This window comes from Phyllobacterium sp. TAF24, from assembly GCF_052113785.1.
In the GTDB taxonomy this organism is placed as follows: domain Bacteria; phylum Pseudomonadota; class Alphaproteobacteria; order Rhizobiales; family Rhizobiaceae; genus Phyllobacterium.
On record NZ_JBFRDN010000001.1, the window covers coordinates 205,628 to 225,001 of the forward strand.

21 protein-coding genes are annotated in these 19,374 nt (G+C 55.3%); 11 read left to right on the forward strand and 10 right to left on the reverse strand.

Translation table 11 applies throughout. The features are described 5' to 3' along the window. Positions 1-11 precede the first annotated feature (11 nt). The 5 genes from ileS to AB4Y96_RS01015 form a co-directional block, all read right to left on the reverse strand. A complete protein-coding gene (gene ileS, locus AB4Y96_RS00995; protein WP_441915061.1) occupies positions 12-2,930 on the reverse strand; it encodes an isoleucine--tRNA ligase in 2,919 nt (972 codons plus the stop codon). A gap of 282 nt (positions 2,931-3,212) precedes the next feature. Beyond that, entirely contained in the window at positions 3,213-4,061 is an 849-nt protein-coding gene (locus tag AB4Y96_RS01000; protein WP_091883557.1) for a MipA/OmpV family protein, read from the reverse strand. Positions 4,062-4,166: 105 nt separating this feature from the next. Continuing rightward, a complete protein-coding gene (locus AB4Y96_RS01005; RefSeq protein ID WP_441915062.1) occupies positions 4,167-5,147 on the reverse strand; it encodes a bifunctional riboflavin kinase/FAD synthetase in 981 nt (326 codons plus the stop codon). Positions 5,148-5,159: 12 nt separating this feature from the next. Continuing rightward, on the reverse strand, positions 5,160-6,008 hold the full coding sequence (locus AB4Y96_RS01010; RefSeq protein WP_441915272.1) for a TIGR01459 family HAD-type hydrolase: 849 nt from the start codon (positions 6,006-6,008) through the stop codon (positions 5,160-5,162). A 105-nt stretch (positions 6,009-6,113) separates the two neighbouring features. After that, entirely contained in the window at positions 6,114-6,449 is a 336-nt protein-coding gene (locus AB4Y96_RS01015) for a winged helix-turn-helix transcriptional regulator (RefSeq protein WP_091883733.1), read from the reverse strand. 133 nt (positions 6,450-6,582) lie between these two features. On the opposite strand from AB4Y96_RS01015, the gene AB4Y96_RS01020 reads away from it, so the two are divergent. The 4 genes from AB4Y96_RS01020 to AB4Y96_RS01035 all read left to right on the forward strand — a co-directional run bounded on the left by AB4Y96_RS01020 (position 6,583) and on the right by AB4Y96_RS01035 (position 10,070). Continuing rightward, the gene (locus AB4Y96_RS01020) at positions 6,583-7,287 is read left to right on the forward strand and encodes a glutathione S-transferase family protein (RefSeq protein WP_441915063.1); all 705 of its coding nucleotides are present in this window, start codon (positions 6,583-6,585) and stop codon (positions 7,285-7,287) included. A 134-nt stretch (positions 7,288-7,421) separates the two neighbouring features. Continuing rightward, on the forward strand, positions 7,422-8,429 hold the full coding sequence (locus tag AB4Y96_RS01025) for a cation diffusion facilitator family transporter (protein ID WP_441915065.1): 1,008 nt from the start codon (positions 7,422-7,424) through the stop codon (positions 8,427-8,429). Continuing rightward, complete coding sequence (locus AB4Y96_RS01030; RefSeq protein WP_441915274.1) at positions 8,429-8,731, forward strand: ArsR/SmtB family transcription factor; 303 nt, start codon at positions 8,429-8,431, stop codon at positions 8,729-8,731. Before AB4Y96_RS01025 ends, AB4Y96_RS01030 begins: the two co-directional genes overlap by 1 nt. A gap of 94 nt (positions 8,732-8,825) precedes the next feature. Next, a complete protein-coding gene (locus AB4Y96_RS01035; RefSeq protein WP_441915067.1) occupies positions 8,826-10,070 on the forward strand; it encodes an MFS transporter in 1,245 nt (414 codons plus the stop codon). Between the two features lie 34 nt (positions 10,071-10,104). Here AB4Y96_RS01035 and AB4Y96_RS01040 read toward each other — a convergent pair whose 3' ends face one another. Then, positions 10,105-11,118, reverse strand: a complete 1,014-nt coding sequence (locus AB4Y96_RS01040) for a zinc-binding alcohol dehydrogenase family protein (RefSeq protein WP_441915069.1) — start codon at positions 11,116-11,118, stop codon at positions 10,105-10,107. Positions 11,119-11,218: 100 nt separating this feature from the next. Here AB4Y96_RS01040 and AB4Y96_RS01045 point away from each other — a divergent pair, with 100 nt between their 5' ends. From AB4Y96_RS01045 to groL, 3 genes are all read left to right on the forward strand, one after another. Continuing rightward, positions 11,219-11,590, forward strand: coding sequence for a winged helix-turn-helix transcriptional regulator (locus tag AB4Y96_RS01045; RefSeq protein WP_441915071.1), 372 nt, complete (start codon positions 11,219-11,221; stop codon positions 11,588-11,590). A 240-nt stretch (positions 11,591-11,830) separates the two neighbouring features. Then, positions 11,831-12,127, forward strand: coding sequence for a co-chaperone GroES (groES, locus tag AB4Y96_RS01050; RefSeq protein ID WP_091883536.1), 297 nt, complete (start codon positions 11,831-11,833; stop codon positions 12,125-12,127). A gap of 66 nt (positions 12,128-12,193) precedes the next feature. Then, complete coding sequence (groL, locus tag AB4Y96_RS01055; protein WP_441915073.1) at positions 12,194-13,840, forward strand: chaperonin GroEL; 1,647 nt, start codon at positions 12,194-12,196, stop codon at positions 13,838-13,840. A gap of 107 nt (positions 13,841-13,947) precedes the next feature. Here groL and AB4Y96_RS01060 read toward each other — a convergent pair whose 3' ends face one another. Continuing rightward, complete coding sequence (locus AB4Y96_RS01060; protein ID WP_091883531.1) at positions 13,948-14,352, reverse strand: winged helix-turn-helix transcriptional regulator; 405 nt, start codon at positions 14,350-14,352, stop codon at positions 13,948-13,950. Between the two features lie 91 nt (positions 14,353-14,443). Here AB4Y96_RS01060 and AB4Y96_RS01065 point away from each other — a divergent pair, with 91 nt between their 5' ends. Both AB4Y96_RS01065 and AB4Y96_RS01070 read left to right on the forward strand, forming a co-directional pair. Continuing rightward, positions 14,444-15,004 carry an NADPH-dependent FMN reductase gene (locus tag AB4Y96_RS01065; RefSeq protein WP_091883528.1) on the forward strand — a complete coding sequence of 187 codons (561 nt, stop codon included), beginning with the start codon at positions 14,444-14,446 and terminating at the stop codon, positions 15,002-15,004. A 69-nt stretch (positions 15,005-15,073) separates the two neighbouring features. Then, entirely contained in the window at positions 15,074-15,754 is a 681-nt protein-coding gene (locus AB4Y96_RS01070) for a glutathione S-transferase family protein (protein WP_441915076.1), read from the forward strand. A gap of 7 nt (positions 15,755-15,761) precedes the next feature. On the opposite strand, the gene AB4Y96_RS01075 is transcribed toward AB4Y96_RS01070, so the two are convergent. Continuing rightward, positions 15,762-16,115 (reverse strand): VOC family protein, encoded by a 354-nt coding sequence (locus AB4Y96_RS01075; RefSeq protein WP_441915078.1) that lies wholly within the window; start codon positions 16,113-16,115, stop codon positions 15,762-15,764. A 1-nt stretch (position 16,116) separates the two neighbouring features. After that, complete coding sequence (locus AB4Y96_RS01080; RefSeq protein ID WP_091883523.1) at positions 16,117-16,524, reverse strand: polyketide cyclase; 408 nt, start codon at positions 16,522-16,524, stop codon at positions 16,117-16,119. Positions 16,525-16,710: 186 nt separating this feature from the next. Between AB4Y96_RS01080 and fumC the strand changes: the two genes are divergently transcribed. Continuing rightward, positions 16,711-18,102 carry a class II fumarate hydratase gene (fumC, locus tag AB4Y96_RS01085; protein WP_441915079.1) on the forward strand — a complete coding sequence of 464 codons (1,392 nt, stop codon included), beginning with the start codon at positions 16,711-16,713 and terminating at the stop codon, positions 18,100-18,102. A 110-nt stretch (positions 18,103-18,212) separates the two neighbouring features. Beyond that, on the forward strand, positions 18,213-18,620 hold the full coding sequence (locus tag AB4Y96_RS01090) for a DoxX family protein (RefSeq protein WP_091883515.1): 408 nt from the start codon (positions 18,213-18,215) through the stop codon (positions 18,618-18,620). A 64-nt stretch (positions 18,621-18,684) separates the two neighbouring features. Here the strand turns inward: AB4Y96_RS01090 and msrA are convergent, their stop codons facing one another. Beyond that, positions 18,685-19,371 carry a peptide-methionine (S)-S-oxide reductase MsrA gene (gene msrA / locus AB4Y96_RS01095; RefSeq protein ID WP_441915080.1) on the reverse strand — a complete coding sequence of 229 codons (687 nt, stop codon included), beginning with the start codon at positions 19,369-19,371 and terminating at the stop codon, positions 18,685-18,687. Positions 19,372-19,374 lie beyond the last annotated feature (3 nt).

The following is a 19,374-nucleotide window of genomic DNA, read 5'->3' on the forward strand; positions in this document are numbered from 1 at the left end:
CCTTTATACACCTAAATGGCGAGTTTGCCGAGTTTTGCCAATTCATGCAAAGCGGCCGCATCGCGGGCTGAAACGTCAGGATAGGCCGGATCTGAACCAACATCATGGGTATAACGCCATGAACGGGCGCATTTTGTGCCCGACGCACGCTCGGAAACAACAGCCACGCCTTTTACGTCATCGGCAACAAAGGCCCCGGCAGGAGCGGCCTCACCCTTGATCGTGATGGCACTGGTGATGCAGATCTCGGCCATATCCAGATCTGAAACGGCGGCAAGCAATTCCGGATCGGTGACATAAACCACCGGCGCCGCCTCCAGCGACGAACCGATGCGCTTGTCGGCACGTTCCAGTTCCAGTGCACCTGTGACAGCACGGCGAACTTCCCGCACCTTGCGCCACTTTTCAGCCAAAGCGTCGTTCTTCCACTCGGCAGGCGTTTCACGGAACTGTTCGAGATGCACGGACTTTGCCGCTGGATATTGATCCATCCACGCTTCTTCGGTCGTGAATGGCAACATCGGCGCAAGCCAAGTCACGAGACGGTCGAAGAGGTGACGCACGACCTGCAGTGAAGCGCGGCGCTTCACACTTGAAGGCGCATCGCAATAGAGCGCATCCTTGCGGATATCGAAGTAGAACGCCGATAATTCGACATTCATGAAATCGATCAGCGAGCGGGTGATGCGCTTGAATTCAAACGCATCATAGCTTGAACGAACCAGTTCATCGAGTTCAGCGAGGCGATGCAGCATCAGCTTTTCAAGTTCAGGCATGTCCGCATAGGCAATCTCATCACCGGCATCATGGGCCAGAGTGCCAAGCATCCAGCGGATGGTGTTGCGCAGTTTGCGGTAGGAATCGATGTTCGTCTGGATGATATTCTTGCCGAGACGCTGATCTTCCCAATAATCCGTGGTCATGACCCAGAGACGCAGGATATCGGCGCCTGAGTCCTTGATCACATCCTGCGGCGTCACGGTATTTCCGAGCGACTTCGACATTTTGCGCCCCTCCTCGTCCATGGTAAAACCATGGGTGACAAGGGTGTTGTAAGGTGCACGGCCTCGCGTGCCACAGCTTTCCAGCAGCGACGAATGGAACCAGCCGCGATGCTGATCGGAGCCCTCGAGGTAAACGTCGGCAGGCCATTTCAGATCAGGACGATCTTCCAGCGTGAAAACATGGGTCGAGCCAGAGTCAAACCACACATCGAGAATGTCGCGAACCTGCACCCAAGGCTCGTTCGCCTTTTCGCCAAGGAAACGCTCACGCGCGCCTTCGGCAAACCATGCATCGGCACCTTCCCGCTCGAAAGCCTCAAGAATGCGGGCATTGACGGCATCGTCTTTCAGAACATTACCGTTCTCATCGGCAAAGACGCAGATCGGCACGCCCCATGCGCGCTGACGGGAGAGCACCCAGTCAGGGCGGTCTTCGATCATGGCGCGCAAACGGTTCTGACCACCGGCGGGCACAAAACGTGTCTCATCGATGGCAGCAAGGGCACGGGAGCGCAATGTGGTCAGATCGCCAAGGTCCTTGTCCATATAGACAAACCATTGCGGCGTATTGCGGAAGATCACCGGCTTTTTGGAACGCCATGAATGCGGATAGCTGTGCTTCAACCGGCCACGGGCAAACAGGGCACCGCGCGCGATAAGCTCGTCAATGACGACCTTGTTGGCATCGCCCTTCTTGCCGTTATCATCGATGACACGCGCAGCCCCGCCTTCACGATCAGGACCAAGCCCCGGCGCATCCTTGGTGTAGAACCCGGCATCGTCGACGGTGAACGGGATTGCCGCAGAAATTCCGCGCGCTTCCAGCTCGCGGGCGGCATCGGTCCATGCATCGAAATCCTCGCGGCCATGGCCGGGAGCCGTATGAACGAAGCCCGTACCAGCGTCATCAGTGACGTGATCACCCGCAACCATGGGAACTACAAATTCATAGCCTCCGCCCAATCCTTTGAAGGGATGCGCCAGCGTCATTGCAGCAAATTCGTCAGCGGCAACCGTTCTGATCCGCTTGAAGGTCAGCTTGGCTTTAACAGCAGATTCTTCGGCAAGCGCGTCGGCGAAGATAAGCTTTTCGCCGGGGCGTGGCCCGAAGTCGTTCTCAACGGTTTCAACTTCATAGAGACCGTAAGCGATACGTGGCGAATAGCTGACCGCACGATTGCCGGGGATAGTCCATGGCGTCGTCGTCCAGATAACCACATGTGCGGATTTGAGATCATCCGCACCGGTGGAGACCGGGAACTTCACCCAGATCGTGTCACTCTCATAGTCCTGATATTCAACCTCGGCTTCGGCCAGCGCAGTCCGCTCGACAACCGACCACATAACCGGCTTCGAACCGCGATAAAGCTGGCCCGACATGGCGAATTTCAAAAGTTCGCCAGCAATACGGCTTTCCGCATGGAAGGCCATTGTCGTATAGGGATTGTCGAAATCACCCTCGATACCCAAGCGCTTGAACTCGGCGGACTGGATTTTGATCCAGTTGGTAGCGAACTCACGGCACTCCTTGCGGAATTCGTTGATCGGCACCTCGTCCTTGTCCTTGCCCTTGGCGCGGTACTGTTCCTCGATCTTCCATTCGATCGGCAGACCGTGGCAATCCCAGCCCGGCACATAATTGGAGTTGAACCCACGCATCTGGAACGAGCGGGTGATGACATCCTTGAGGATCTTGTTCAGCGCATGGCCGATATGGATGTTACCATTGGCATAGGGTGGGCCGTCATGCAGGACGTAGAGCGGACGATCCTTCGCATCCTCCCGCAGCTTCCGGTAGAGATCCATGTCGCCCCAGCGCTTGACAAATTCCGGTTCCTTGGCGGGCAGGCCCGCACGCATCGGAAAGTCGGTCTGCGGCAAATAAAGTGTCTTCGAATAGTCGAGTGGCTTGGGCGTGTCGGTCATTTTTCCAGCTTGTGAACAGGCCCGCGCGTGATCGCAGCAGGCTAGGATGTGACGAGAATCAAAAAAGAGCGCAATGGCGCATCCGGAAAACCCGGACCTTCCGCACCCGCAAGCCTAGGCTTCAGGCAAACCGGAAGGCCGGGCCAGTAATTCGTGGTGTCTGAAGTGGTATGGAGCGCGCAAGCGTCCAGGAAACAGTTTTCATGAGCGCGCTTTTAGCAATCACTGCTTCCAGAATAAAGGGGCTGACGCAATAAACTTCGCGTCAGCGCCATATTGGCATCAAAGGCCGAAATCGAAACGGTAGGTTGCCTGAAGGCCAAAGGTGGCCTGATTGGCCGAACCGCGCTCCTTGACGATGCTGGAATCCGATGCCGGGCCCATCAGGCGGCTATATTCCGCATAGGCACTGGTTTCGATCTTTTCAGTGGTTTTCCAGGTGATCTGACCGCCAACGCCAAGCGATTTCAAACCACCGCCGCTAGGCTTGTAGCTGGACAGGCCGGATGCGGCGGCTTCTGTCGGATTTACCCCGTAATACTGCTGAAAGTAATCTTTCGAGGCGAGCGTGGCGCGGGGACCGGCGGAAACGCGGACCGTCGGCGTCAGATCCGTAAAGGCATCGATAGCAAAGTCGGCAACGACACCATCATGCGAACCGATACCCCGGCGTACTTCAACGCGGCCACGAATATTGTCAGTTGGGTAGAATTCGGCAAAGCCACCGAGTTCAACACCCCAGTCGACATCATGCACACCTTTGAGATGAGCATCGCCACTGTCACGTCCGGTGAGCAGCTTGCCGGTGATACCGGTGCGGAAAACACCGGTATCGATGAGGCCGATCGATGCGTTGTCATTCAAAGAGCTGAAACGTGCGGCAGGTCCGGCGCGTCCAAGAGAAATAACCGGCGCAGCCCGCAGAAGATAATCCTTCGCACCTTCATAACGCGGAGCGATGAACCCTTTTGCGCCGAGTGTCAGATACCAGTCACCGGACCACCAATGCTGGCGCGGGGCCGCAGCGGTCTGTGTCTGCTGTCCGTCCGAATAATATTCATCGGCAGAACCTGGGGCGACACCGGCAAGAACAAGGGCGCCCGAAAGAGCAGCGATGAAACGAATATGCATGAAGTCACTCCAACAATTTCGCCTGGGAGGGCGGCAGATTTGAAATTGACGCTACCCAAAGATAGATAAAATTGGATTTATTCTTATGGTAAACAATTTACCGTTTCATTGAAAGTTAAGCGTGTCATCCAGTGGGGACAGCGGCTTGACACCCTGCAACAGGCTACGCGCCTCTTCCTCATCGCGTCTGATCTGCTGCATCATCGGCTCAAGTCCATCAAACTTTTCTTCGCCGCGCAGATAGGAGAAAAATGAAACCTCGCAGATTTCACCATAGAGATCACCCGTGAAATCAAACACATAGGTTTCAAGCAACGGCTCGCCATCCGTATCAACGGTCGGTCTGCGGCCAAAACTCGCCACACCGTCATAAAGCGTCCCGTCAGCACGCCGAAACCGCACGGCATAAATGCCCTCCTTCAAATGCGTCTCGGGAGGCAGAACCATATTGGCAGTGGGAAAGCCGATTGTCCGGCCAAGCTCTTTGCCATGGATTACCTCAGCCCGTATCCGGTGGCGATATCCAAGAAGCCCTGACGCTTCGACAATTTCACCTGCGCCCAGAAGTTCGCGAATGCGGCTGGATGAAATCGCCTGCCCGCCTTCATCGCGGAAGGCATCAACGAGTGTCACCTGAAAGCCGCGCTTTTCCCCCGCATCCATCAGAAAGGCCGGGCCGCCCTGACGACCTTTGCCGAAGTGAAAATCAAAGCCTGCAACAATGCGGCTGGCACCAAGACCGGCAACAAGGATTTGGTCGACAAACACATCGGCGGTAAGCTGCGAGAAATCACGGGTGAAGTGACATTCCACCACCGCATCAAATCCGAGGGCTTCCAGTATGGAGGCTTTTTCAGCGGCAGGTGTTAGCCGGTCCACCGGCTGATCTGGCACGAAAACACTGCGCGGATGCGGTTCAAAGGTCAGAACCAGCGAAGGCTTTCCCGCCGCATGAGCGGCATCGAGCGCCCGGCCCAGAACAGCCTGATGACCACGGTGCACACCATCAAAATTACCGATTGCCACCACCGCACCCCTCAGATGCTCCGGCAGATGAGAAGGGTCTGTCAGGCGTAGAATCGGCATGATGCATTTACCTCAGGCGAGAGCCGGCATGGTGGCAACGGGATTGCTGCCATGCTTTTTGAGAAAGGCGAGCAGCTTTTCCAGATCAAATATGCCGCCCATCACATAATCGCCAGCGTGAATGCCGCCGGAAATATAGAGCACGTCGATCCCAAAGAGATCAGCACCTTTCACATCTGTGAGCATGCCATCGCCAATAGCAAGCACGCGTGTGAGGTCAACCGGCTTGCCGCGCACGGCTTCGGCAGCGGCGATTGCTGCCTCGTAAATGGGGCGATGCGGCTTTCCGGCAATCAGGGTACGCCCACCAAGCTGGCCATAATCGCGCGCCAAAGCGCCCGCACACCAGATCAGTCGGTCGCCGCGCTCCACAACAATATCCGGATTGGCGCAGATGAAAGGCAGATTGCGCGAGCGAAAGCGCGTGAGCATATCCACATAATCCTCGGGGCCTTCGGAATCATCATCGAAAAAGCCGGTGCAGACAACAACATCCGCTTCGCGCTCTTCGGTAAGCTCGACATCAAGCCCCTCGTAAAGCGTCTCATCGCGCTCAGGCCCCAGATGAAACACGCGGCGCGGCGCATTGCGGATCAACTCGCGCGTCACATCACCTGATGTAACAATGCGGTCATAGGCGGATTTCGGTACACCAAGCATTTCGATCTGCTGGGCGACACCAGCAAAGGGGCGTGGTGCATTGGTGATCAGAACGACAGTCTGGCCGTTTTCACGCGCGCGCTGCAAGGCGCTGGAAGCTGCGGCAAAAGAATCAATGCCATTATGCAAAACACCCCAGACGTCACACAGGAGAACATCATAACGGTCCTTGAGCGCATCGAGACGCTGCAAATGTAGCATGTCGGTCATGCCGATCCTTTCAGATTGCCGGAGCGAACTAAGATGGCATCGCTTAGCCGATAGCGGCAATCGTGTCACCTGTGATTGTCGTTGGAATGACAGGGATCAGGCGGCCGCCAAGTCCAAACCGCGACTTGCAAGACGGGTGCCGCATTCGCTGAGCACATCAACCAATGTCCTCAAACGTTGCCCTTCTTCCGTCAGACTGTACTCGACGCGCACCGGAACTTGCGGAAAGACCGTGCGCGTGACGTAGCCAGCCTCTTCAAGAGCACGCAGGTCAAGTGTCAGCATGCGTTGCGAAATCTTTGGCATGTCGCGGCGCAGATCGCTGAAACGTTTCGTTCCTTCAAGCAGATAATAGATAAGAAGGATGCGCCAGCGCCCGCCCAGCGCCAGCATGGCATTTTCCACGGGGCATTTGGAAACCAGATCTTTCATCGTCGGCACCATCATCGAATGTTGGTATAAAATATGTACCAACATTACATTTTTGTGCCTTCTTTACAATAGTTACCGGCATTGCCATCTTCCATTTCACCGCGGTCAGACATTCAAAAATGAGGAAATGAAAATGGAACCTGTATTGTTTTACGGCGTGCCGCATGGCTGTTCTTTCGGATCGATTGTTGCACTGGAATGGCTTGGCCAACCCTATCGCCTCGCCCGCATCGACATGCTGGCAAAATCGAAGAGTGACGTCTATCGGCGCGTGAACACCATGCACCAGACACCGACGCTGCTACTGGAAAATGGCGCGAGCCTTAGCGAAAGCCTTGCCATTCTCCAGAACATTGCCGGACGGGATTTGTACAAGAAACTGGGTTTTGCCCAGGGCACAGAGGCCTATGACAAACTCAACCAGATGTTGGCCTATCTGCACACCAGCTTTCATTCGGCCTTTGCCCCGGCCTGGGCCGCCTACAAATTGCAGGAAGGTGATCCGGCGATCAAAATGCTGCGTGATCTGGCAAAGGAGAAGGCGGCGGGAGGTTACGCCTATCTGCAGTCTCATCTGCAAGGCAAGGATTGGCTGGTCGGTGACAACAGGACAATTGCCGATGCCTATCTGATCGGCGTTGCCCGTTGGGGCGAAGACCTTGGCCTGTTCAATATCAAGGCTGATTACCCTGATCTTTACCGCTATCTACAGACGTTAGAAGCCGACAAGGCTGTGATCTTTGCCCATGCTATCGAGGACGAGAACCCTGCTGTGACAAGCGGTAAGTTCCTTGGCCATGTGACACTGGACGAGGTTGGAACACGGCTTGCCGCCTGATCTCGTCTTCAGAAGAATCCATCGGGCAAACGCCCGGTGGACCAAATAAAATGGTGTTCGGCACGAGCGATTGACAACAAACATATGAATATGTATTGATATGTTTGTTGTCATCAACCAGACGAGCCAGAACCATGTCCCAATCGCATGAGGGTCACGACCACGCGCCCAAGATAACCAACGACAATCAGCGCAAGGTGCTGATCGCCTTTATCATTACTTTTACCTATATGGTCGTTGAGGTGATTGGCGGGCTGATGTCCGGTTCGCTGGCCCTGATTGCCGATGCCGGGCATATGCTGACGGATGCGGGTGCGCTTGCCCTGTCCTATGCGGCGTTTCGTTTTGGCCAGCGTGCTGCGGATCAAAGCCGCACCTTTGGATATCTGCGCTTTGAAGTGATCGCAGGTCTTGTCAATGCGATTGCACTTTTTGCCATTGTTATCTGGATCGCCATCGAAGCTATCGACCGCTTCCGCGCACCCGGCGAGATTCTGGCTGGCCCAATGTTCCTCGTGGCCATAATCGGACTGCTCATCAATATGCTGGTGTTCTGGATTCTCACGCGCGGCGACAAGGAACACGTCAACATCAAAGGCGCCGTGCTGCATGTGATGGGTGATCTTCTGGGTTCCGTCGGTGCCATCAGTGCCGCCATCATCATCTATTTTACCGGCTGGACGCCAATCGATCCAATTCTCTCCATTCTGGTTTCCGTGTTGATCCTGCGCAGCGCCTGGGCCCTGTTGCGCAATTCCCTGCATATCCTGCTGGAAGGCGCACCTGAAAATGCAAAGCCGGAGGAAATCCAGAACTATCTGATGAGCGCTGTCACCGGACTTGCCGCCGTGCGACATGTGCATGTCTGGCTCATCACGTCAGGCAAGGCTCTTGCCACCCTGCATGTCCAGCCAAAGGATGGAACCGATCCGCGCCTTCTTGTGAAAGCGGTCGAAGCAGAACTGGCCAAGCGCTTTGATATTCAGCATGCAACCATTGCCATCGACTGGCCTGACAGCCCAAGCGATGACTGCATCATGGGAGAAAAGCCCGGGGAACATACGGATCACGATCACGGGGATCATAGCGAGACAGGCGATCATGCCAATCATGACCACGATCATGCGGGGCACAAACATTGATGCCCCTCGACCTGCCCTCAGATTCCGACACCGCCACACTTGCCGAAATTTTCAGACTGCTTGGCGATCCCACCCGCTTGCGCATTCTGTTCTTCTGTCTTGAAGCGCCGCGATCCGTGGGCGATATCGCGGAAAGCCTGCAGCTGTCCCAATCGCTCGTCAGCCATCATTTAAGGTTGTTGCGGGGTGCCCGCCTCGTGCGTGGCAACCGGCTTTCCAAGCAAATCTTCTATGAACTGTCAGATAAGCATGTCAGCGGGATGCTCGCGGATATGGCGCACCATGTGCGCGAGGACGACTAAAGACTACTGACAAAAACCGGCAGCATTGTCATATCGGCCATAAAAGTTTTGCATTAGTCTAGCGGAATTGTTCCTCCGCAAGCACGTTTCGCCAATGCAATTCATCACACTGCTCCGCCGACGTTCGATCGGTCTGCTCTGGTCGGGTCTCGCACTGTCCGCCATCGGCGATCAGCTCTATACGATCGCGCTCAGTTGGATCGCCGTCGATATTTTCGGCCCTTCCGCCGGTTACATCACGGCGATCAAGTCAGCTATTATCCTTGCCGTCCTGTTTTTCGGTGGTGCCATGTCTGATGGATGGGATCGTCGCCGTACGATGATCGGCGCAGACCTTTGCCGCTTTGCTGCCCTTGTGCTTGTTGTCGTGGTCTGGATGGTCGGGGGCCAACCGGATGCATGGGTGCTGGCGCTCGCCGTAGCCATTCTTGCAGCCGGTGAAGCCTTATTTCTCCCCGCCCTTCAGACGATCCTGCCGCAGTTGATCATCAATGAGCCGGGGCTGCTGGCGGGAACCAATGCGCTGCTTGACGCGACGAACCGGCTCGCTCGTTTGCTTGGCCCCGGACTGATTGCTCTTGCGGGGGCGATTATCGCGCCCATTCACTTTTTCACGGCCAATGCCCTGAGTTTTCTTCTGTCTGCAGCCGCAATAACAGCTTTGCCGCTCTCAACCTCCCAACCGGCTCCGCCCGTCAGCACTGAACGAAAACACCCCTTCGCCAGCCTCCTATATGGCTACCGCGCCATGCACCGGGAGCCGCTGCTCGGCTTCCTGCTCGACAGCAATGCCTTCATTGGCGGCGCATGGTATGTGGCATTCTTCCTTGCTGTCCCGTTGATCATCTCCAGCCAGTTCGATGCATCGCTGACGACAGGCTTTGGGCTTTATGGCCTTGTCATTGCAGCATTCGGCGTCAGCAACCTCATTGCCAATCTCATTGTCGGCAACCGTCCCATGCCCGAGCAACCGGCACGCATGATTTTCATAGGCGTATGCGCAACCGGCACTGGCATCTTGCTAATGGCTTTGGCATCGCTCACGCCTATCCCGGATCACTGGCGGCTCGGCACGTTTGTTCTCGCATCGGGCTTGTCCGGCTTCGGCGGCCCGTTCAAGGATGTTGCTTTCGCGACGCTGCGCCAGACCCAGCTGCCATCTGCCGATATTGCACCAGCAACACGCGCCTATATCGTCACCACGCATGTCGGTATGCTTTTCGGCATGCTGGTTGCCCCAATGGTCAGCAACAGCATCAGTCCGAGCGATCTCCTGCTGATCTGCGGTGGCATCTATCTTGCCGTTACCTGCACCGGGTGGTTGCGCTTTGTGCGGTGAGGCAGGCAGAGCGTTGCGCCCTGCCCGCTTTCTCTTAGAAACCTGACAGGACGATCTTGCCGCGGGCTCGTCCACTTTCGATCAAGGCGTGGGCCTTCTTCAGATTGGCTGCGGAAATCTTACCGAGATCGTCGGCAAGCGTCGTGCGGATTGTACCGGCATCGACCAGTTCCGAGACCTTGTTGAGCAGATTGTGCTGCTCCTCAACATCGACAGTGTTGTAGCGCGAGCGCGTGAACATCACTTCCCAATGGATGGAAATGCTTTTCCATTTAAAGGGCATGATGTCATAGGTTTTGGGATCATCGATCAGTCCAAATCGGCCCTGCGGCGCTATCAGCGTGGCAATCTCCATGCGATGATCATCGGAGTTTGTTGTCGAAAAAACAAAGGCGGGCGCACCGAGGCCGAGTGCTTCTACCTGCGCGGCAATCGGCTTCGAGTGGTCAATCACATGATGGGCACCCAATTCCTCAACCCATTTCTTCGTCTCCGGGCGTGAAGCTGTGGCGATGACAGTCAGGTTGGTCAGTTTTCGGACAAGTTGGACCGCAATGGAACCGACACCACCGGCACCGCCAATAATAAGGATGGCATTGGTTGCACCCACAACCGGGGTTTTGATCTGCATGCGGTCAAACAGCATTTCCCACGCTGTAATGGATGTTAGTGGCAAAGCAGCGGCGGCACTGAAATCGAGAGATTTCGGCTTCTTTCCGGCAATACGCTCATCGATCAGATGAAACTCGACATTAGTTCCCGAACGATCCACCGCCCCCGCATAGAATACTTCATCACCGACGTTGAAGTGCTGCACATCCGGTCCCACGGCGGTGACAATGCCTGCAGCATCCCAGCCAAGGACCTTGGGCTGGCCCGCTTCCGGCTTCACACCTGCACGGATTTTCGTATCCACCGGATTGACCGATACGGCATTCACTTCGACCAGAAGATCGCGCCCCTTTGCTTCGGGCTTGGGCAGATCAATGTCGACAAGGGATGTATCCGCAGTGATTGGCTGTGGTTCGTAATAGGCAACGGCACGCATCGGCATTCTCCAGATAAGTTGACGCTGTTCAAATGCGCGCTATGTTTGATAAGTGCAAGAATGCACATAAATTGCATATAGTGTCATAAAGGATACCGTGATGCCGCGTGTACGCCATACGAATTTTGATTGCGCTCCGGGTTGCCCCGTCGAGGGAACGCTCAATCTGATCGGCGGCAAATGGAAGGGAATGATCCTTTACCATCTCATGTCCGGCACATTGCGTTTCAACGAAATCCGCCGCCATCTGAATAGTGTCACCCAGCGGATGCTGACCAATCAGCTGCGCGAACTGGAAGCCGATGGCTTCATCACACGCAAGGTCTATGCGCAGGTGCCGCCCAAGGTCGAATATTCATTGACGGAACACGGTCGCAGTCTTGAGCCGATTATCTCCGCGCTCAAGATCTGGGGCGACACGCATCTGCGGTCGGAAGCTGCCAAGGATGCAGCTGCCCGCCAGGCGGCCTGAACACCCCGGCGTCATCATTGGTTCACAATTCTATGGAATGATTTTTATGCTGGTCCGAGGACCTGTAACCGCGTGGTTTTTACCACTTCGCCAAAAAAATTGGCCAACCTCTCCCTTGACTCTTCCAAGACCTCCCACTATCTCCGAGCCCAGTTAGCACTCATCAATGGCGAGTGCTAATAACGCGAATGATCATTCGTTCGCTTCACTGTTTTGACACCAACATCAAGGGTTCTAACCATGGCCAAGACCAAGTTCCGCCCGCTTCACGACCGCGTCGTAGTACGCCGGATCGAATCCGAAGCAAAGACTGCAGGCGGCATCATCATTCCGGATACTGCCAAGGAAAAGCCACAGGAAGGCGAAATCGTCTCCGTAGGCACTGGCGCTCGTGACGAAGCTGGCAAGCTCATCCCGCTCGATGTCAAGGCTGGCGACCACATCCTGTTCGGCAAGTGGTCCGGCACGGAAGTCAAGATCGGCGGCGAAGACCTGCTGATCATGAAAGAATCCGACATTCTGGGCATCCTCGGCTAATCAGCCGACACTGCCTTTAAACCAACGAATTTCGATCAAACCGGGTTCAATCCCAGGAGAGATAAAATGGCTTCCAAAGAAGTAAAATTCGGCCGCGACGCGCGCGAGCGCATGCTGCGCGGTGTCAACATCCTTGCTGACGCTGTCAAGGTAACGCTCGGCCCGAAAGGCCGCAATGTTGTTATCGACAAGTCCTTCGGCGCTCCGCGCATCACCAAGGACGGCGTAACTGTTGCCAAGGAAATCGAACTTGAAGACAAGTTCGAAAACATGGGCGCGCAGATGGTTCGTGAAGTCGCTTCGAAGACGAACGACATTGCCGGTGACGGCACCACGACCGCTACTGTTCTGGCTCAGGCTATCGTTCAGGAAGGTGGCAAAGCTGTTGCTGCCGGCATGAACCCGATGGATCTGAAGCGCGGCATCSATCTTGCTGTTGCAGAAGTTGTCAAGCAGCTCGGCAAGAGCGCCAAGAAGATCAAGACTTCGGAAGAAGTTGCGCAGGTTGGCACGATCTCTGCCAATGGCGAGACTGAAATCGGCGAAATGATTGCCAAGGCAATGCAGAAGGTCGGCAACGAGGGTGTTATCACCGTTGAAGAAGCCAAGACCGCTGAGACCGAGCTTGAAGTCGTTGAAGGCATGCAGTTCGACCGCGGCTACCTTAGCCCATACTTCGTCACCAACCCTGAAAAGATGGTTGCTGACCTCGAAGACGCCTACATCCTTCTCCACGAGAAGAAGCTTTCGAACCTTCAGGCTCTTCTGCCTGTACTCGAAGCAGTTGTTCAGACCTCCAAGCCACTCGTCATCATTTCTGAAGACGTAGAAGGCGAAGCTCTTGCTACGCTCGTCGTCAACAAGCTGCGCGGCGGCCTGAAGATTGCTGCTGTCAAGGCTCCTGGCTTCGGCGATCGCCGCAAGGCCATGCTGGAAGACATCGCGATCCTCACCGGTGGTCAGGTTATTTCCGAAGATCTCGGCATCAAGCTCGAAAGCGTTACGCTCGACATGCTCGGCCGCGCCAAGAAGGTGTCGATCACCAAGGAAAACACCACGATCGTTGACGGTCATGGCAAGAAGGGCGAAATCAACGCCCGCGTCGGCCAGATCAAGCAGCAGATCGATGAAACCACTTCCGACTACGACCGTGAGAAGCTGCAGGAACGTCTTGCCAAGCTCGCTGGCGGTGTTGCCGTTATCCGCGTTGGCGGTGCTACGGAAGTTGAAGTGAAGGAAAAGAAGGACCGCGTTGACGACGCTCTCAACGCAACACGCGCTGCTGTTGAAGAAGGCATCGTTCCTGGCGGTGGCGTTGCCCTGCTCCGCGCTTCGGCAAACCTGACGCTCAAGGGTGCAAACTCCGATCAGGACGCTGGCATCAACATCGTTCGTCGTGCTCTGCAGGCTCCGGCTCGCCAGATCGCAACAAACGCAGGTGACGAAGCTTCCATCGTTATTGGCAAGATCCTTGACAACAAGAAGGAAACCTACGGCTACAATGCAGCCAATGGCGAATATGGCGATCTGATCGCTCTCGGCATTGTCGATCCAGTCAAGGTTGTTCGCACAGCCCTGCAGGATGCTGCATCGGTTGCTGGCCTTCTCGTCACCACCGAAGCCATGATTGCCGAAGCTCCTAAGAAGGACAATGGCGGCGCTCCACAGATGCCAGGCGGCGGAATGGGCGGCATGGGCGGTATGGACTTCTAATCAGTCCAACGCTGATACATACGGAAAAGGCGGGCTTCGGCCCGCCTTTTTTGTTGCGTGAACATGGCGCCAGCCAACGGCTGATCGCAAGGACACAAGAAAATTATCTATTCGGCCGCTTCAGCGAAGCTGGCGGCAATTTCAACCCCATGTCCAGAATCGAACCGGGCACGCGCATTGGCAATACGGTGTTCGTTCTGAATGGCAAAGTCTGCCAGTCCCCGAACCGGCACGAGCAATTCGCGTCCAAGCTCCGTCAGTTCATAATCGACGCGTGGCGGAATGGTTGGATAGACAGTGCGGGTGACAAAGCCATCACGCTCAAGGCCACGCAATGTGCTGGTAAGCATCTTTTGCGAAATACCGTTAATGGTTCGCTTCAACTCATTAAAGCGCATTGAACCATTGCCCAGATAGTTGATAACCAGCACGGTCCATTTGTCTCCGACACGGGCCAGAATGTGATTCACCGCCGTACAGGCAGAGGTTACTTGAAAGTGCTTCGGTTTCAAAAAAGTGCCTCCTTGCGGGTATTTTCAACAGTCACTTATATAGCGCCAGTAACCAATAGTTACCATAGAAAAAACCTGAGGAATTCTGAATATGACGAAACTGAAAATCGGTGTCATCGTTGGCAGTACGCGGATTGGCCGCTTTGCCGAGTTCCCGGCGAAATGGATCGCCGAAGTTGCCGGCGCACGCGGGGATGTCGAAGTCGAGATTCTTGACCTCATCGACTATCCGATGGCGTTCTTCGGCGAAGAACGCGCCACCACCGAGCAGTCGGAAACGGCCGAGCGCTGGAAGAAGAAGCTGCGTGAATTCGATGCTTATGTCTTCACAGTGGCTGAATACAACCACGGCCCGACAGCCGTTCTGAAGAACGCCATCGATCTTGGCGATTTCATTCACAAGCCGGTCGGCTTTGTCGGTTATGGCGGCGTTGGTGGCGCGCGCGCTATCGAACATCTTCGGGTGATTTTCGTGGAAATGAGTGCCGCTTCGGTCAAGACAGGCATTCATATCTCCTTCCCTGAATATCTGACTGTCGTCAAAGGCGAAAAGAAGCTCAGCGACTACGGCCATCTGAACGAAGCAGCCACCAACCAGCTGGACCAGCTGGTCTGGTGGGGCAAGGCGCTGAAATCAGCCCGCACCGCGTAAATTTCAGGGGTGGCCGTTCATATGGCCGCCCCTTTGCTTTTCCAGCAACAACGATTCAGGAGAAACACCATGACCAAGAAGCTTACCCTGATCAGCCATCTCCTTTGCCCCTATGTGCAGCGCGCGGCAATCGCGCTTGCGGAAAAGGGCGTGCCTTTTGAGAAAATCTATATCGATCTCAACAACAAGCCTGAGTGGTTTCTCAAGATTTCACCGCTCGGCAAGGTGCCGTTGCTGAAAGTGGAACAGGATGATAGCAGCGAGGCCATCCTGTTCGAAAGCTCGGTTATTGCCGAATATATCGAAGAGACCGAGGGTGAGCCGCACCTGCACCCCGATAATGCGGTTGACCGTGCCCGCCATCGCGGCTGGATGGAATTCGGCTCGACCATCCTTTCGGATATCTGGTCGCTGGAAACCACGAAAGACGCCGGTCTGTTCGACGAGAAACTGAAAATACTGACAAGCAAATTCGGTCGTATCGAAGAGGTTCTCGGTGATGGTCCCTTCTTCGCGGGAACGAAGTTCAGCCTTGTCGATGCGGTTTTTGCGCCGGTTTTCCGCTACTTCGATACATTTGACACACTCGCCGAGCATGGCGTGTTCGCTGATTATCCAAAAATTCGCGCCTGGCGTCAGGCCTTGTCGGAACGTCCCAGCGTCATCGCTGCGGTCACACCGGAATATCCGCAGCTCCTGCGCCAGTTCATGGAACGTTACGACGCGCACATGCTGAAACTTGCGGCCTGAACCAGAATTATTTGTCTGACCAGACTGCCAGTTCATAACCATCGGGGTCGGTGAAATGAAAGCGCCGACCGCCGGGGAAATCGAAGATCGGCTTCACGATTGTTCCGCCAGCGCTTTCGACGCGCGTCAGTGTGTCGGTGAGATCATCAGAAAAGAGGATGACCAGCGGGCCGCCTAGCTTGACCTCATCACCCACAGCAAAGCCGCCGTTGAGATTACCATCGGAAAATTCGCAATAATCAGGGCCGTAATCCTTGAAGGTCCAGCCAAATGCCTCGCCGTAGAAGGCGCGCATGCGCCCAATGTCACTCACGTTGAATTCGATATAATTGATCCGTTTGTCCCTGCCCGACTGAGTCATCTTATATTCCTGACGTTTCCAAAACGGCCTTCAAGGCCTTTAAATCCCGCAAAACCCATGCGGCGTCCTCAGCGAACTTACCGTCGCTCATATCGGGCATGCGAAAAAGGGTAAAACTAACCTCGCAGCCGTCATTGTTTGGAATCACCCGCATCGGCGCATAGACTTCTTCGCCTGTTTCAGTGACGACCCAATGGTCGAGAACGCCATAATCGTTCGGCGGGGAGAAACGTATCCGCAGTTTTCCGGTAGGGCCGTCCGCAAGCCACTCATCACCGAATTTCTGCAAGCCGGTTGCCAGACCCGATGCCCATTTCGGCAGGTTGAGCGGATTGGAGGTAAAATCATAGGCGGCATGCCAATCGCGTTCGATGGATACCTGCAAGGTTCGTGAGTCTCGCGTTGTCACGGCTTATCCTCCCAAATCAATAATACAGCACCTGCCACCAAGGCGATCGAGGCCTGAATAGAATCCCTATAATCGATTTTATCCCATTGCCGGACGATTTCCAGAACAACATTCCCGTCGCAAACCTTGCCTCGCGCGGAGGTTCGCAGTAGTGCTTCCGGCAACTCCCAACAGGAAGAGAGCACGATGAGCAATACCCGCACCGAAACAGATACTTTTGGTCCCATCGAAGTCGCCGCGGACAAATATTGGGGCGCGCAAACCGAGCGCTCACTGCACAATTTCAAGATCGGCGGCGAGAGAATGCCGATCCCGCTGGTGCGCGCACTTGGTATCGTCAAGCGTGCCGCTGCCGAAACCAACATGGCGCTCGGCAAGCTGGATGAAGTGACTGGCCGCGCTATCACCGTTGCAGCCGAAGAAGTGATTGAAGGCAAGCTGGACGATCATTTCCCGCTGGTCGTCTGGCAAACCGGTTCCGGCACCCAGTCGAACATGAATGCCAATGAAGTGATCTCCAACCGCGCTATTGAAATGCTCGGCGGCGTAAAGGGTTCGAAAAAGCCTGTTCATCCGAATGATCACGTCAATATGAGCCAGTCGTCGAACGACACGTTCCCGACGGCCATCCACATTGCAACCGCTGTTGAGGCAACCAAGCGGCTTTATCCGGCCCTTGACCATTTGACCGCTGCGCTGGCGAAGAAGGAAAAGGCATTCGCCGACATCATCAAGATCGGCCGCACACACACGCAGGACGCAACGCCCGTTACGCTCGGTCAGGAATTCTCCGGCTACCGCGCCGCGCTGGAATATGCCCGCAAGCGCATCGAACAGAGCCTTGCTGACGTGTTCCTGCTGGCACAGGGTGGCACTGCCGTCGGCACCGGCCTTAACGCGCCTGTTGGCTTCGACACAGGCTTTGCCGAAGCCGTCTCCGATATTACGGGCCTCAGCTTCAAGACCGCACCGAACAAGTTCGAAGCGCTCGCCAGCCATGGGGCACTTGCCAATTTCCACGGCAGCCTGAATGCACTGGCCACCGACCTCTTCAAGATCGGCAACGATATCCGCTTCCTCGGTTCTGGCCCCCGTTCCGGTCTCGGCGAACTGAAGCTGCCCGAGAATGAGCCGGGTTCATCGATCATGCCGGGCAAGGTCAACCCAACGCAGGCAGAAGCGCTGACCATGGTTGCAGCGCAGGTATTCGGCAACCAGACGACAGTCACCGTTGCGGCCAGCCAGGGCCATTTCGAACTCAACGTGTTCAAGCCTGTGATCGCCCTGAACGTTCTGCAGTCGATCCGTCTGCTGGCGGACTCGATGGTCTCCTTTGCCGACAATTGCGTTGAAGGCATTGAAGCTGATGAAGTGCGTATCAAGGACCTGCTCGAGCGTTCGCTGATGCTGGTGACGGCTCTTGCGCCTGCCATTGGCTATGACAATGCAGCGAAAATTGCCAAGACCGCGCACAAGAACGGCACCACCTTGCGCGAGGAGGCTCTGGCCAGCGGTCACGTCTCAGCTGAAGATTATGACCGTCTCGTTCGTCCTGAACGCATGATTGCACCGGAGTGAGAAGAGAAAATCATTTCATTGTGAACAATGCGTCGAGAAAATAGTGGCTTTGTTTGACAATCAAATTTAGTTATTTGGTTGTCACGACAAATTCTTTGGAGAATAACCCCATGTCAGACAACGCACTTGCCAACACAACAACATCCAGCAATGCCATCGTCACGCTGATCAGCCGCATTTTGCTGACCCTTCTGTTTATCCCAGCGGGATTTGGCAAGCTAAGCGACATCGCCGGTACGGCCGGATATTTTGCAGCCAAGGGCTTACCGTTGCCAACTGTAACAGCAGTTATCGTCGGTCTCGTTGAACTCGTGGGCGGCCTTGCCGTTCTCTTTGGCTTCAAGACCCGTTATGCGGCTGTTCTTCTCGGCCTTTTCACGCTCGGTGCGGCCTATGTTGGTCACTGGGCACCGTTCGAAGGCACTCAGTTCTTCAAGAACCTTGCAATCGCAGGCGGTTTCTTTGTTCTCGCCCAACACGGCGCGGGTTCGCTCTCTGTTGACGCGAAGCTCCGCTAATATCTGAGGTATTTCACGAAAAAGGCCGCTTTTCAGCGGCCTTTTTTGTTGTCTCACTCCCAAGTCAGTTTGAAGCCTTGGCTTCGCTGACCAGAACAGGCTTTTCCCGGTAATCCTGCGGGAAGAATTTGCTTAAGCCCTCAATCTTCGGAATATCATAATAGGCGATATAGGGCTGCGTTGGATGGATCGTGGCGTAATCCTGATGATAACCCTCGGCCGGGTAGAATTTATCCAGCGCTGACACCTTGGTCACGATCGGCTCCGAATAGGTCTTGGCCTTGTCGAGTTGATCGATATAGGCCTTGACGATCTTGGCCTGATCCTCGGTGGTGGTGAAGACTGCGGAGCGATACTGCGTTCCCGAATCCGGGCCCTGCCGGTTCAGTTCAGTCGGATCATGCGCCACGGAGAAGTAGACCTGCAATATCTTGCCAAGGCTGACTACCTTGGGATCGAAGGTCACCTCGACGGATTCCGCATGGCCAGTCTTGCCGGAGCTGACAGTCTCGTAGTCGGCCGTCTCCTTCTTGCCGCCGGAATAACCCGATACGGCATTTGTGACACCTTTCAGGTGCTGGTAGACGCCCTGTACGCCCCAGAAGCAGCCACCGGCGAGAACGATAGTCTCCGTTTGGGCGCTAGCGGTCTGGTCAACGGCGGGTGGCGGAACCATGGTGATGCTTTCGGCAAAGGCTGGCGCCGAAGCAAAGACGAGACAGGAAGCAAGGAGAATTTGACGTAATTTCATAGT